The organism is Actinoallomurus sp. NPDC050550, from assembly GCF_040655075.1.
Taxonomy (GTDB): domain Bacteria; phylum Actinomycetota; class Actinomycetes; order Streptosporangiales; family Streptosporangiaceae; genus Actinoallomurus.
In genome coordinates this window covers 1-13737 of the sequence record NZ_JBFAJC010000060.1, presented here as the reverse complement: position 1 = coordinate 13737, position 13737 = coordinate 1, and the positions used below count along the sequence as shown (strand labels likewise).

The window sequence follows — 13737 nt, the reverse complement described above, 5'->3', positions numbered from 1 at the left end:
CGTACGTACGGCTCAGCGGTGCTGCAGCGCGTCGAGCGCGACCGCCTGGGCGATGACCAGGCGGCGGTCGAGTCGCGAGTCCTTGATGTCGACGACGTACCGGTCCCGGAGGCCGAACTTCTTGTCCACGGCGAATGTCTCCTGCTCGTTCGCGGCGAAGTCGAAGTGGTACGGCCAGGCGAACGGCAGGCTCTCGACGTAGGGGATGAAGTCCCAGACCCGGCGCAGGATGGCGATGGTCTTGTTGCGTTCGGAGCCGGTGGTGACGCCGAGGCCCGGCTGCTCGAGGTGCCAGGTGGAGGCGAGTAGCGACGCCTTGAAGTCCTTGCGGAAGTTGCCGATCGGCTGCCCGCCCGGGTCGGTCACGTCGTACGTCGCGGCCAGGTCGAGCCGCTGGCGCGCCTTGAACCCGAAGAGCGGCTGCTCCTTGCGGTCGTCGGCGTAGAAGGTCACCTGCTCCTTGAACGCCATGCGCTTCTGCTGGGCGAAGGCGACCAGTTCGCCCTCGGAGCCGTCCGGGTTCTCGGTGTGCACCTCGTACTGGTTCACCATCAGCCGTACGCGCTGGCGGACGAGTAGTCGCCGCTGCGCCTGGAAGGTAGAGAAGTCCATATTTACCCCGTTCTGTACGTCAAGCTGAGGACCAGCAAAGGTACAGAAACGGTAAAGCGCTCCGCGTGGGGCGGCGGTGATCGTGCCGGAAACGTCACATCACGGCGCCGAGCTGCCAGGGCACGAACTCCTCGTCGCCGAAGCCGAGCTCCTCGCTGCGCGTCCGGCGGCCGGACGCGGTGTCCAGCACCAGGTCGAAGATCCGCCGGCCCATCTCGGCGACGTCGCACTCGCCGTCGGCGATCAGACCGCAGTTGATGTCCATGTCGTCGGTCATCCGCTCGTACAGCGGCGTGTTGGTGGCGAGCTTGAGGCTGGGCGTCGGCTTGCAGCCGAAGACCGATCCGCGGCCGGTCGTGAAGCACAGCACGTGCGCGCCGCCGGCGACCATGCCGGTCGCGTTGACCGGGTCGTAGCCCGGGGTGTCCATGAACACCAGTCCTTTGGCGGTGATCGGCTCGGCGTACTGGACCACGTCGGCGAGGTTGGACTGGCCGCCCTTCGCGGCGGCGCCCAGGGACTTCTCCAGGATGGTGGTCAGGCCGCCGGCCTTGTTGCCTGGGGAGGGATTGTTGTCCATCGAGCCGCCGTGCCGGGCGGTGTACTCCTCCCACCAGCGGATCCGGCGGACGAGCCTCTCGCCGACCTCACGGCTGACCGCGCGCCGGACGAGCAGGTGCTCGGCGCCGTAGATCTCCGGGGTCTCGCCGAACACGGCGGTGCCGCCGTGCCGGATGAGCAGGTCGGCGGCCGCGCCGAGCGCCGGGTTGGCGGTGATTCCGGAGTAGCCGTCCGAGCCGCCGCACTCCATCGCGAGGACCAGCCCGGAGGCGGGCACGGGCTGCCGTCGCACGGCGTTCGCCGCGGGCAGCATGTCCTTGATCCGGGCGACTCCCTCGGCCACGGTCGCGCGGGTGCCGCCGAGCTCCTGGATCGTCATCGGCACCACCGGTGTGTCCCGGCCGACCCCCCATTCCTCGACGAGGGAGCGGACCTCGTTCACCTCACAGCCGAGGCCGAGCACGAGGAATCCCGCGAAGTTCGGGTGGTTCGCGTATCCGGTGAGGGTGCGCCGCAGCACGGCGAACTCCTCGCTGCCCTCGCCGGCCATGCCGCAGCCCAGGGTGTGCGTCAGCGCGACCACGCCGTCCACCATGGGGTACTCGTCCAGCGGACCGGGCATACCCTCCTGACGCCGGAACCGCTCGGCGATGCGGCGGGCGGTTGTCGCCGAGCAGTTGACCGTGGTGAGGATGCCGATGTAGTTGCGGGTGGCGACCCGGCCGTCGGGCCGGACGATCCCGTCGAACATCGCCCGCTCGGCGACGGGCACGGGGTCTTCGGGGCGGACGTCGACGCCGTACTCGTACTCGCGGTCGAACATCTGGAACCCGAGGTTGTGGGTGTGGACGTGCTCACCGGCGGCCACCGGTCGCGTGGCGAAGCCGATCACCTGGCCGTACTTGCGCACCGGGGCGTCGGCCGGCAGGTCGCGCAGGGCGATCTTGTGTCCGCGCGCCACGTCGTTCCGGGCGACGAGCCCTTCGCGGACCGCCGCGTCGGCTGCGAGATCCTCGGTGGCCAGGGCCACGTCGTCGTCCGGATGCAGGATCAGCAGGGCGGTCATCCATTACTCCGTCCGGAATAGCGAACACTGTCCGACATCTTCCCTCGGCTTCGCGTCCGCTTCCAGACCGAACGTATTTCCTGCGTCTCCGAACACCTGCACCGGCAAGGTCGCGGCTCAGAGTTCTCGCACCCGGAGGGCGCGGCGGAGGTCGTCGAGCTCGTCGGCGAGCGCGCGGCGTAGCGGGATCGTCAGGTCCTCCCGCGCCAGGCACTTCTCGGCGGCCCGTACGGTGGCCGGGGTGGCGGCGTGCGCGGGGAACAGATCGCGGCCGAGCGCCCGGGCGACCGCCGGGCCGCGCTCGCCCACGGTCGGGAGTTCGGCGAAGTAGCGCTCGATGAACCCGGCCGTGAGCTCCGCCCGGGCCGGCTGCCAGAAGCCCTGAGCGGTCGCGGTCAGCAGGTGGTTGGACAGGGCGCCGTCGGTGAACAGCCGCTGCCACGCCTCTTCCTTGGCCGTGGGGTCGGGGAGGGCGGCCCGGCACCGGGCGGCGCCTTCCTGCCCCCGGGCGCTGGGGTCGCGCTCGACCTCGGCGGCGATGTCGGGCTCACCGGCCCCGCCGTGGGCGGACAGCTGCAGCAGCACCCTCCAGCGCAGGTCCGGGTCGAGGTCCGGACCGTCCGGCACCCGTTGCGCGCACGACCACTCCCGCAGCTCGCCCAGGGCGTCCGAGGTCTCGGAGCAGCGGATCAGCTCCCGTACGGCCGCCAGGCGCAGCGCCGGCGCGGAGCCGTCCGCGGTCCGGCGGAGGATCTCCCGGCAGACGTCGGCGAGCGCGGCCACGGCGGCCGGACGCTCGGTGGGCGGCGTGAAGCGGTCGGTGACCTGCTGCCGCCCGAAGGCGAGCATGGCCTCCACGACGCTGACGTCCGGCTCGGCGGGCAGGTGCGCGCCGACCAGGGCCAGGAACTCGGTGGTGGACAGCTCGCCGTCGCGGACCATGTCGCGGGCGGAGTTCCACAGCAGGGCGCGGGTCAGCCCGTCCTCGATCGTCGACAGCGCCTCGGCCATCGCCCGCAGGCACGGCTCGGCCAGCCGGATCTTGGCGTAGCTGAGGTCGCCGTCGTTGAGCACCACGAGGGCGGGGCGGGGAATCCCGGCCAGATTCGCCGGCCGGACCCGTGCGGCGCCGTCCGGGCCGGCGTCCGTCGGGAGGTCGACGGGGAAGCGCTCGCGCAGCACCAGCCGGCGGCCGCCCTCGGCACCGTCGGCCAGGTCGTAGGCCGCGGCCTTGATCCGGTGCGGCCGGAGTACCGACGGCTCGTCCGCCGCGCCGGTGTGGACGACGGTCGCGGACACCCGCGCGCCGTCGTCCTCGGCGGCGATCTCCAGGCGTAGCGTGTCGACCCCGCTCGTGCGCAGCCAGCGCTCGGCCCAGCCGTGCACGTCTCGGCCGCTCGCGGCGGCGAGGGCGTCCAGCAGGTCGGCCATGGTGGCGTTGCCGAACCGGTGCCGGGCGAAATAGGCGTTGATCCCGGTGAAGAACGCCTCCGCACCGAGCCAGGCGACCAGCTGCCGCAGGACCGACGCGCCCTTGGCGTAGGAGATGCCGTCGAAGCTCATCAGCGCGGCGGCGGTGTCGTCGATGCCCTCCGCCGCGACGGGATGGGTGGAGCCGCGCTGGTCCGCGTCGTACCCCCAGGGCTTGCGCGCGATCGCGAAGCCGGTCCAGGCGGTTGTGAAACGGGTGGTCTCCGAGACGACCTGATAGCCCATGTACTCGGCGAACGACTCGTTGAGCCACAAGTCGTCCCACCAGCGCATCGTGACGAGGTCACCGAACCACATGTGCGCCATCTCATGCGCGATGACGATCGCGCGCGTCTCGCGCTCGGCCTCCGTGACCGCCGAGCGGAAGATGAACTCGTCGCGGAAGGTGACGCAGCCGGGGTTCTCCATCGCGCCCCAGTTGAGCTCGGCCACGAAGGCCTGGTCGTACTTGACGAACGGGTACGGCTCGTCGAACAGCTCGTGGTACCGGTCCAGGCTGCGCCGCGTGATGTCGAAGATCTCCTCCGCGTCCAGGTGCGGGGCGAGGGAACGCCGGCAGTGGAGGCCGAGCGGGATCCCGTCGTGCTCCGCGTGGACCGAGTGCAAGGGACCGGCGACGACGGCGGCGAGGTACGTGCTGATCGGCGCGGTCGGGTCGAAGCTCCAGTGGCCGTCGGCCTCGTTCCGCCCGGGAGCGTTGCTCACGACGGTCCAGTGCGGCGGGGCGGTCACCGAGAACTCGATCGGGGCCTTGAGGTCCGGCTGGTCGAAGCACGCGAACACCCGCGGGGCCTCGTCCGGGCCGCACTGCGTCGAGACGTACGCCTCACCGTCGGCCGGGTCGATGAACCGGTGCATGCCCTCCCCGGTACGGGAGTAGCGCATGTCGGCCTCGACGCGCAGCTCGTTGTCGGCCGCCAGGTCCGGCAGCGGCAGGCGGCCGTCCCGCAGGGACGCCGGGTCGAGCACGCGCCCGTTGAGCACCGCCCGGCGAAGGCTCGCGGGCCGGACCTCGACGAAGGTGTCCGTCCCCGGCCGGGCGCCGAACCGGATGAGGGAGGTGGCGTGGAACACCTCGTCGCCGCGCGTGAGATCCAGGTGCACGGAGTAGGAACGGACGTCCAGCAGACGGGCGCGGGTCTGCGCCTCCGCGCGGGTAAGAGCCGACATGCGGTAATACTGCCGTATCGCTGCCGCCCGAGCAGGGCAAGGGCGCGTCTCACGGCGGGGAGGCCATGATTCCCGCGAGGAGTGCGGCTCGTTCGGCGAGGCCGGTCACCCGGATGGCCTCGTCGGCGGCGTGCGCGCCCCGGCCGCGGGGGCCGAAGCCGTCGAGGGTGGGCAGGCCGAGCGAACCCGGCAGGTTCGTGTCGCCCGCCCCGGCCGCGGGCCGGCCGGTGACGTCCTGCTCCAGAAGTCCGCCGATGCGGGCCACGTGGTCGAGCAACGGGTCGGGCGAGCGTTCCGGCCAGGTCGGCCGCGCGGACAGCACGGTGGCCTCCACGGCGGCGCCCGGCCGCACCGGCCGCAGGTCCGCGACGGCACCCAGCACCGTGCGCTCGGCCGCCGCGGAGGCGAACCGCAGGCCGATCTCGGCCGAGGCCTCGCCGGCGACGACGTTGGCGCGGCGGCCGCCCTCGATCCGGCCGACGTTGAACAGCGTCGTGCCGTCGTCGGGCACGACGCCGCGCACCGCCGCGATCTGGTCGATGAGCTCGTCGATGGCGGACACGCCTCTGCCCGGGTCCAGCGCGGCGTGCGCCTCGCGGCCACGGACGCCGAGCCGGACGCGGACGCTGCCCCGGCGGGCGTTCTTCAGCGCGCCGTCCGGATGCGGCGACTCCAGCCCGAGCACGGCCGTCGCGCCGTCGAGGTGGCGCTCCACGACGGCGCCTCCGGTCGGGCTGCCGATCTCCTCGTCGGCGACGACGACGAGGCGTACCTGCCGGGCCGGCGCGGCCCCGGCAGCCGACAGTGCTCGCAGCGCCATCTCGACGGCGACCAGGCCGCCCTTCATGTCGTACGTGCCGGGGCCGGTGATGATCGTGCCGTCGTCGGTGTACGGCATGGTGGCCAACCGCCCGACGGGCCAGACGGTGTCGTAGTGGCCGACGAGGAGCAGGTGCGGGCCGTCCTGCGGGCCGAACCGCGACACGAGATGCTCGCCGTCGCGGGCCACGGCGCCGCCGGCCTCCCGGTGACCGGCCTCGATCAGCGCGGCGCAGCGGGCCAGCGCGGCGGTGTCCCCGGACGGCGACTCGGCGAGGGCGTACTCCCGCAGCCGGTCCCGGCCGAATCCGAGCAGTCGGGCGGTCGCGTCGGTCAAGGCGGTGGCGAGCTCGGGGGTCATGTCCCCTCCTGGTCCACGGCGCGCCGAACGTGGGAGAATCTGCAGGTAGAAGCCTTACCTGTGATCGTACCGTGAGCAGAACTCCGTCGCCGCAGCTGACCGTGCGGCCGCTCACCACCTCCGCCGAGATGCGAGCCGGGGTGGAGGTGTACCGCGCCGCGTTCGCTCTGGCCGCCACCGATCCGGCGGTCAGCCCGCGCCTTCTGGCCGCGCTGCAGCGCAACGCCGGCTCGGTCATCGGCGCGTTCGCCGGGGAGGAGCTGGTCGGGTTCACGTACGGCTTCCTCGGCTCGGACTCCGGCACCGTGTACCACTACTCCCAGGTCGCGGCGGTCCATCCGGGCTGGCAGGGACGCGGCGTCGGACGGGCGCTCAAGCTCAGCCAGCGCGACTACGTCCTGTCGACCGGCGTGCGGCTGATGCGCTGGGCGTTCGACCCGCTGCGCACCCGCAACGCCCACTTCAACCTCGACGTCCTGGGCGCCACCGGCCGCTGGTTCCTCCGCGACTTCTACGGCGTGGAGGACATCGGCCGGGACCCGGGCATGCGCACCGACCGGTTGATCGTCGAGTGGGACCTGCTCCGCCCGCCCGGATCGGCCGCCCCGCCCCCGCCGTACACCGGCTGGGGGGAGACGCGTCGCGAGGGCGACGACGTCCTGCTGGGCGCGCCCCGCGACTGGGACGCCGTGGTCGCCCGCGACCGTACGGCGGCGTCCCGGCTGCGCGACGACATCGCGGCCGAGCTGAGGCGGCTGATCGATGAGGGATACGTCGCGACCTCGTGCCTGACGTGCGGGACGGACACGGCGGTCTACCGGTTCCGGCCGGCGCACGGAACACCGGAGTCCGGCCCGCGTGAGAAGGGATGAGACACGTGCCGAGAGTGTCCAAGTTCGAGGCGTTCCAGGTGAGCCTGCCGCTCGTCCGCGCCTTCGAGACGAGCTCCCACCGCAAGGCGCATCTGGAGCACATCCTCGTCCGCGTCGAGGACGGCGACGGCACGGTCGGATGGGGGGAGATCGCCTCGCCCAGCGACCCGTACTACTCCGCCGAGACCGTGGACGACTGCCGGCTCATGATCGAGGGGTACCTCGCGCCCGTGCTCATCGAGGCGGAGTGGGAGCATCCGAACGACGTCGGCGCGTTGTGGGCGCGCATCCGCGGCCACAACTTCGCGAAGGCGGGAGTGGAGATGGCCTGCTGGGACCTGTGGTCCCGGTCGGCCGGGCTGCCGCTGGCCCGGGCGCTCGGCGGCACCCGCACGGCCATCGCCGCCGGCGTCAGCCTCGGCATCGAGCCGACGGTGGCCGACCTGCTCGTCCAGATCGACCGGTACGCCGCCGAGGGGTACCGCAGGATCAAGCTGAAGATCGCGCCTGGGTGGGACGTCGAGCCGGTGCGCGCGGTACGCGCGGCGCGCCCCGACCTGCCCCTGCACGTCGACGCCAACGGCGCGTACACCGAGGACGAGAGGGCGGTCTTCACCGCGCTGGACGACTGCGGCCTCACGATGATCGAGCAGCCGTACGCCCCGGGCGCGCTCGCCGCACACGCGCGGCTGCAGGCGCGGATCGTCACCCCGCTGTGCCTCGACGAGTCCGTCGAGGACCTGGACCAGCTCGACACCGCGATCACGCTCGGCGCCGCCCGTGTCCTCAACATCAAGGTCTCGCGGATGGGCGGGCTGGCGGCGGCCCGCGCCGCGCACGACCGGGCGGTCACGGCCGGCTGGCAGGTCTGGTGCGGCGGCATGCACGAGTTCGGCGTCGGGCGGGCGGCGAACGTCGCGATCGCCGCGCTGCCCGGCTTCACCCTTCCCAGCGACGTGTCCGGCTCGGACAAGTACTACGAGCGGGACGTCGTCGAACCGCCGATCCGGGCGGCCGACGGGCTCGTCCCGGTGCCGTCCGGCCCCGGGCTGGGCCACGAGGTCGACGAGGACCTGGTGCGCGGCCTGGCCTCCGCCGTCCTGGTCCGGTGAGCCTTCGAGCGTCGTCGTACGGTCAAGCGCTGTTAAATTCTGTCTCCACGGGGGGCCGACCAGGCCTGGGGCAGGGGCCGTACCGGGGTTCAGGACGGCGTGTGGGAGGCTTCGGCGGTGGAGGCGAACCGGGCCAAGGTCCCGCGAAACGAACGTCTGGCAATGTTGCACCGGCGGCGGCGCGTCCAGGACCGGGTCGCCGATCAGATCACCGCATTCTCGGGCTCGATGCCCTTCGTCTACATCCACGTGGTGTGGTTCACCGGCTGGATCCTCGTCAACAGCGTCGGTCCCGCGCGGTTCGACCCGTACCCGTACGGCCTGCTGACCCTGATCGTGTCGCTCGAGGCGATCTTCCTGTCGACGTTCGTGATGCTCAGCCAGAACCGCGAGGCGCTGCGGTCCGACCTGCGATCTGAGATCGACTTCGAGACGAACGTCCTGTCGGAGGTGTGGCTGGAGGCCGTCGCCGAGAAGCTGGGCATCGACGTCGAGCACGTCCACGCCAGCGCCCGCGAGCGGATCGCCGAGGCTAAGGCCCGTCAGGAGCAGGCCGCCGACCGGTCTGCCTGATCAGCGATGATTGAGGGGATAACGACCTCCGAGAGGAGGTGTCCACGTGCAGGAGCCGCCTGGAGACGATCGCGCTCGTCTGTCGCTTCCGCAGTTGCGCCTGGACGACCTGCTCGGCGAGCTGCAGACCCGGCTGAACGCCGTCCTCGCCACCCGGGACCGAGTGCACGCGCTGCTCGAGGCGGTCGTGTCGATCGGCAGCGACCTGGATCTGCGGACCGTCCTGCGCCGCATCGTCGAGGCCGCCACCACGCTCGTGGAGGCCCGGTACGGCGCGCTCGGCGTGATCGGCGACGGCGGGCGGCTTGTGCAGTTCATCACCGTCGGGGTCGGCGAGGAGGAGATCGCCGAGATCGGGCACTGGCCCCACGGGCACGGCATCCTCGGCCTGCTGATCAAGGAGCCGCATTCGTTGCGGTTGCCGGACCTGAGCGCGCACCCGGAGTCGTACGGATTCCCGGAGAAGCACCCGCCGATGCGCCGCTTCCTCGGCGTGCCGATCCGCGTCCGGGACGAGGTCTTCGGCAACCTGTACCTCACCGAGAAGGCCGGCGGCGGGGAGTTCGACGAGGACGACGAGAGCGTGGTGGCCGCGCTCGCCACCGCGGCCGGCGTGGCGGTCGAGAACGCCCGGCTCTACCAGGAGGCCCGGCGCCGCGAGCGGTGGCTGCAGGCGTCGGCGGAGGTGTCGACGGCGCTCCTGTCCGGCACGGAGTTCCACGACGTGATCGAGCTCGTCGCCGCGTGCGCCCGGGAGATCTGTGACGCGGACATGGGCGTGGTGGCGCTCGTGGACGGCGCCGATCTGGTCGTCGAAACGGTCGCCGGCGGGCACGCCGAGGAGGTGCGCGGGCTGCGGTTCCCCGTCGACGGGACGCCGGCCGGCGCGGTGTTCCGCAGCGGCGAGCCGCTGGCGCTCACCGACCTCGAGGTGCTGGCGAGACGTTTCGGCGTGCCCGAGGGGGTGCTGACCGGCCCAGCGCTGATCGTCCCCCTGGGACTGGGCGCGGACGCTCGCGGTGTTCTCTGGGTGGTGAACGCCTCCGGAAAGCCGGTCTTCGGAGAGCCGGTCCGGCGCCTGCTCGAGCCGTTCGCGGCGCAGGCGGCCGTCGGGCTGGAGCTGGCCGGGCGCCGCCGGGACGCGGAGCGCCTCACTCTCCTGGAGGACCGCGACCGGATCGCCAAGGACCTGCACGACACGGTCATCCAGCGGCTGTTCGCCACCGCCATGACGCTCATGAGCGCCGTCAAGATCGCCGAGAAGCGGGAGGTCGCGGTGCGCGTCCAGCGGGCGGTCGACGATCTCGACGACACCATCCGGCGGATCCGCTCGACGATCTTCGCGTTGCAGAGCCCGACGGAACAGACGCTCCGCACGCGCGTGCACGGCGTCATCGACAGCGCCGCCGAGACCCTGGGCTTCGCGCCGTCCGTCCGCCTGGACGGCCCGCTGGACATCGCGGTCGACGACGCGATCGGCGAGCAGGTGGTCGCGGTCCTGCAGGAGGCCCTGTCCAACGCCGCCCGGCATTCGCGCGCCCGGAGCGTCGCCGTCTCCCTCACGGTCGGGGACGAGCTGATCCTGCGGGTCGAGGACGACGGCGTCGGCATCCCCGAGGGCGGCCGTCGCAGCGGGCTGCGCAACATGGCCGAGCGCGCCCGTGTCCTCGGCGGCACCTTCGAGATCCAATCCCGCGAGGGCGGCGGCACCGTTCTGGACTGGCGCGTCCCCCCGACCGTCGGCGGCGGGTCCGCCGCCGGAGGCCCTGGATCGGTGTAAGGATCTGCGATCGGGGCAGCCCACGGTTCATGGCCGAAGTCGACGCGGTGGTGGTGGGCGCCGGGCCGAACGGACTGACGGCGGCGGTGACGCTCGCCCGTGCCGGGCTGGCGGTGCGGGTGTACGAGGCGGCGGAGGAGGTGGGCGGCGGGACGCGTACGGAGGAGCTGACCCTGCCGGGTTTCCGGCACGACGTGTGCTCCGCCGTGCATCCGCTCGGCGTCGGATCGCCGGCGTTCCGCGCGCTGCCGCTGGAACGGTACGGCGTGACCTGGGTCGAGCCGCCGATCCCGCTCGCTCATCCCTTCCCCGACGGGTCGGCCGCGATCCTGGCCCGGTCCGCCGAGGAGACCGCTGCGGTGCTCGGACGCGACGGCGCGGCGTATCGCCGCCTGATCAGGCCGTTCCTGGGCCGCTGGGAGGATCTCGCGCCCGACGTGCTGCGCGCCCCGCTCGCCGGCCTGCCGCGGGATCCATTGCTGCTCGCGCGCTTCGGCGCGCGGGCCGCCGCGCCGGCCGCGCTGCTCGCCCGGCTCTTCCGGGGCGAACGCGCCCGCGGGCTGCTCGCCGGGCTGGCGGCGCACGCCATGGCGCCGCTCGGATCGCCCGCGACCGGGGGAGTGGCGCTGCTGTTCGCGCTCGCGGCCCACGAGGTGGGCTGGCCGTTCCCCGCGGGCGGCTCGCAGGCCCTCGCCGACGCCCTGGCCGACCACCTGCGCTCCTTGGGCGGCCGGGTCGAGACCGGGCATCTCGTACGCTCCCTCGACGAGCTGCCGCCCGCCCGGGCGTACCTTCTCGACGTGATGCCCGAGCACCTGGCCGCCCTGGCGGGCCGGCGGCTGCCGGACCGGTTCGCCGACCGGATGCGCCGCTACCGGCACGGCCCGGCCGCCTTCAAGATCGACTACGCGCTGTCCGGCCCGGTGCCGTGGCGGGCCGAGCCCTGCACGCGGGCCGGCACCGTCCACCTCGGCCCGACGATCGGGGAGATCGGCACGGCGCTGCGTGCGGCGTACGACGGCGCGGCGCCGCACACGCCGTTCCTCATCGTGGCCCAGCCGAGCCTGTTCGACCCGTCCCGGGCGCCCGACGGGTCCCACGTCCTGTGGGTGTACGGGCACGTGTCCCGGGGCTGGACGGGCGACCTCACCGGGGCGATCGAGCGGCAGATCGAGCGGTTCGCCCCGGGCTTCGGCGACCTGGTCGTCCGGCGGTCCGTGGCCGGACCGCACACGGTCGAGGCCCGCAACCCGAACAACGTCGGCGGGGACATCGCCGGCGGGGCCTGCGACCGCCTGCGGCTGCTGTTCCGGCCGACCCTGGCCCGGGTCCCGTACGCGACGCCGGACCCGAGCGTCTACCTCTGCTCGTCCGCCACACCGCCGGGTCCGGGCGTGCACGGCATGTGCGGCCACCACGCGGCCCTCGTCGCCCTGCGCCGTGTCTTCGGGGAGGAGGTGCGACGGGCATGCGATGGCTCACGGACCCCGGATACGGGCCCGGCCGGCTGATCTTCCAGCGGGGGATCGCCGTGATCTATCTGGCGGGCTTCCTCTGCGCGGTGAACCAGTTCCGCGCGCTGGCCGGGGAGAACGGCCTCACGCCGGTGCCCGCGTACCTGCGCAGGGTGTCGTTCCGGCGGGCGCCGAGCATCTTCCAGTTCCACTACTCGGACCGGTTCTTCGCGGTCGTCGCGTGGAGCGGCGTGGGCCTGTCCGCCGCCGTCCTGGTGGGGCTCGCCGACGTGGTGCCGCTGTGGGCGACGATGCTGGTGTGGGCGGTGCTGTGGGTGCTGTACCTGTCCATCGTCAACGTCGGGCAGGTCTGGTACGGCTTCGGCTGGGAGTCGCTGCTCTGCGAGGCGGGCTTCCTCACGATCTTCCTCGGCAACGCGCGCATCGCCCCGCCTGTCCTCATCCTGTGGCTGCTGCGCTGGCTGCTGTTCCGCCTGGAGTTCGGCGCCGGACTGATCAAGATGCGCGGCGACCGGTGCTGGCGCGACCTCACCTGCCTGTACTACCACCACGAGACCCAGCCGATGCCGAACCCGCTCAGCTGGTACTTCCACCGGCTGCCCAAACCGCTGCACCGCGTCGAAGTGGCGGCCAACCACGTCACCCAGCTGATCGTCCCGTTCGGGCTCTTCGCGCCGCAGCCGTACGCCACCGTGGCGGCCGCCATCGTCATCGTCACCCAGTTCTGGCTGATCCTCTCGGGGAACTTCGCCTGGCTGAACTGGATCACCGCGATCCTGGCGACCTCCGTCGTGGACTGGCGGGCGATCGCCCGGACGCTGGGGCTGCCCGGCCTTCCCCGGCCCACCGCCGAGCCGGTCTGGCACCAAGCGCTGGTCATCGCGGTCACGGCGCTGGTCGTCGTGCTCAGCTACTGGCCCGCCCGGAACCTGATCTCCCGGCGGCAGCGGATGAACGCCAGCTTCAACCCCCTGCACCTGGTCAACTCGTACGGCGCGTTCGGGAGCATCACCAAGACCCGGTACGAGGTCGTGATCCAGGGCACCGAGGATCCCGAGCCGGGCCCGGACAGCGAGTGGCGGGAGTACGAGTTCAACGGCAAGCCGGGGGACCCGCGGCGGCGGCCCCGCCAGTACGCGCCCTACCACCTTCGCCTGGACTGGATGATGTGGTTCGCCGGGCTGTCCTCCCTGTACGCCGAGCCGTGGATCGTCCCCCTCGCCGAGAAACTGCTGGCGAACGACCCGGCGACGCTCCGGCTCCTACGGCTCAACCCCTTCCCGGACACCCCGCCCGCCGTCGTCCGCGCCCGGCTCTACCGGTACCGCTTCACCACCTGGCGCGAGCGCCGGGAGACCGGCGCGTGGTGGGACCGCCGCCTCGTACGGGAGTACCTGCCGCCCATCGGCCTGCGCCCCACCGCCGGCGCCATCCGCTGAAAGCCGGGTCGCTCGGTACCGGGGGTGGGTCGGCCCCTGGGGAAACAGCGCGGGCCGACCGCCGAAAGATCGTTCGTGTCACTGCCGCGCTTCCGAGACTCCTTTAGGTCGAGATCAGGGCTTCGCTGACCCGTGCGTCCGCATCCGCTTGCGTATGGTGGGCGGCCGCTGGATCAAGGATCAGCAGGTCGACCTCGTCCGGCTCGACGAGGACGGCGGCCCCATCGGGACGGTGAGGCCGGCTAGGTCCGCTCATCACCTAGAGTGATCGTTCCGGGGTACGGCCTCGTGCGGAGGGCACTCACCGCCTGACCGGTTCGCACTGATCAACGCCAGGATTCGGGGAACACCAGGATGCCGCTCACGTCACGTCCGCAGACGACCGCCGAGTTGTTGATGGAGCTCG

The 13737-nt window shown here is 72.4% G+C and carries 10 protein-coding genes; 6 read left to right on the top strand and 4 right to left on the bottom strand.

Features of this window, described 5'->3' with window-relative positions; all coding sequences use genetic code 11:
* Window positions 1-12 precede the first annotated feature (12 nt).
* The 4 genes from AB0I04_RS45770 to AB0I04_RS45755 form a co-directional block, all read right to left on the bottom strand.
* Entirely contained in the window at window positions 13-612 is a 600-nt protein-coding gene (locus tag AB0I04_RS45770) for a hypothetical protein (RefSeq protein ID WP_360899787.1), read from the bottom strand.
* A 94-nt stretch (window positions 613-706) separates the two neighbouring features.
* A complete protein-coding gene (locus tag AB0I04_RS45765; RefSeq protein ID WP_360899784.1) occupies window positions 707-2239 on the bottom strand; it encodes an altronate dehydratase family protein in 1533 nt (510 codons plus the stop codon).
* 117 nt (window positions 2240-2356) lie between these two features.
* A complete protein-coding gene (pepN, locus tag AB0I04_RS45760; protein ID WP_360899781.1) occupies window positions 2357-4900 on the bottom strand; it encodes an aminopeptidase N in 2544 nt (847 codons plus the stop codon).
* A 49-nt stretch (window positions 4901-4949) separates the two neighbouring features.
* Window positions 4950-6080, bottom strand: a complete 1131-nt coding sequence (locus AB0I04_RS45755; RefSeq protein ID WP_360899778.1) for a M20/M25/M40 family metallo-hydrolase — start codon at window positions 6078-6080, stop codon at window positions 4950-4952.
* A gap of 71 nt (window positions 6081-6151) precedes the next feature.
* On the opposite strand from AB0I04_RS45755, the gene AB0I04_RS45750 reads away from it, so the two are divergent.
* The 6 genes from AB0I04_RS45750 to AB0I04_RS45725 all read left to right on the top strand — a co-directional run bounded on the left by AB0I04_RS45750 (window position 6152) and on the right by AB0I04_RS45725 (window position 13331).
* Window positions 6152-6952: a GNAT family N-acetyltransferase gene (locus AB0I04_RS45750; protein WP_360899775.1), complete on the top strand. Its 801-nt coding sequence runs from the start codon at window positions 6152-6154 to the stop codon at window positions 6950-6952.
* Window positions 6953-6957: 5 nt separating this feature from the next.
* Window positions 6958-8064, top strand: coding sequence for an o-succinylbenzoate synthase (menC, locus tag AB0I04_RS45745; RefSeq protein ID WP_360899772.1), 1107 nt, complete (start codon window positions 6958-6960; stop codon window positions 8062-8064).
* Between the two features lie 162 nt (window positions 8065-8226).
* Window positions 8227-8637, top strand: coding sequence for a DUF1003 domain-containing protein (locus AB0I04_RS45740; RefSeq protein WP_360899769.1), 411 nt, complete (start codon window positions 8227-8229; stop codon window positions 8635-8637).
* Window positions 8638-8683: 46 nt separating this feature from the next.
* Window positions 8684-10417: a GAF domain-containing sensor histidine kinase gene (locus AB0I04_RS45735; RefSeq protein WP_360899766.1), complete on the top strand. Its 1734-nt coding sequence runs from the start codon at window positions 8684-8686 to the stop codon at window positions 10415-10417.
* A 29-nt stretch (window positions 10418-10446) separates the two neighbouring features.
* Window positions 10447-11928, top strand: a complete 1482-nt coding sequence (locus AB0I04_RS45730) for an NAD(P)/FAD-dependent oxidoreductase (protein WP_360899763.1) — start codon at window positions 10447-10449, stop codon at window positions 11926-11928.
* Complete coding sequence (locus AB0I04_RS45725; protein ID WP_360899760.1) at window positions 11886-13331, top strand: lipase maturation factor family protein; 1446 nt, start codon at window positions 11886-11888, stop codon at window positions 13329-13331. The genes AB0I04_RS45730 and AB0I04_RS45725 overlap by 43 nt, the downstream gene beginning before the upstream one ends.
* Window positions 13332-13737: the final 406 nt, after the last annotated feature.

What these genes read in the sequence shown, in the direction of transcription:
- AB0I04_RS45770 (WP_360899787.1), bottom strand. Translation starts at nt 612, where the DNA reads ATGGACTTCTCTACCTTCCAGGCGCAGCGGCGACTACTCGTCCGCCAG.
- AB0I04_RS45765 (WP_360899784.1), bottom strand. Translation starts at nt 2,239, where the DNA reads ATGACCGCCCTGCTGATCCTGCATCCGGACGACGACGTGGCCCTGGCC.
- pepN (WP_360899781.1), bottom strand. Translation starts at nt 4,900, where the DNA reads ATGTCGGCTCTTACCCGCGCGGAGGCGCAGACCCGCGCCCGTCTGCTG.
- AB0I04_RS45755 (WP_360899778.1), bottom strand. Translation starts at nt 6,080, where the DNA reads ATGACCCCCGAGCTCGCCACCGCCTTGACCGACGCGACCGCCCGACTG.
- AB0I04_RS45740 (WP_360899769.1), top strand. Translation starts at nt 8,227, where the DNA reads ATGTTGCACCGGCGGCGGCGCGTCCAGGACCGGGTCGCCGATCAGATC.
- AB0I04_RS45730 (WP_360899763.1), top strand. Translation starts at nt 10,447, where the DNA reads ATGGCCGAAGTCGACGCGGTGGTGGTGGGCGCCGGGCCGAACGGACTG.
- AB0I04_RS45725 (WP_360899760.1), top strand. Translation starts at nt 11,886, where the DNA reads ATGCGATGGCTCACGGACCCCGGATACGGGCCCGGCCGGCTGATCTTC.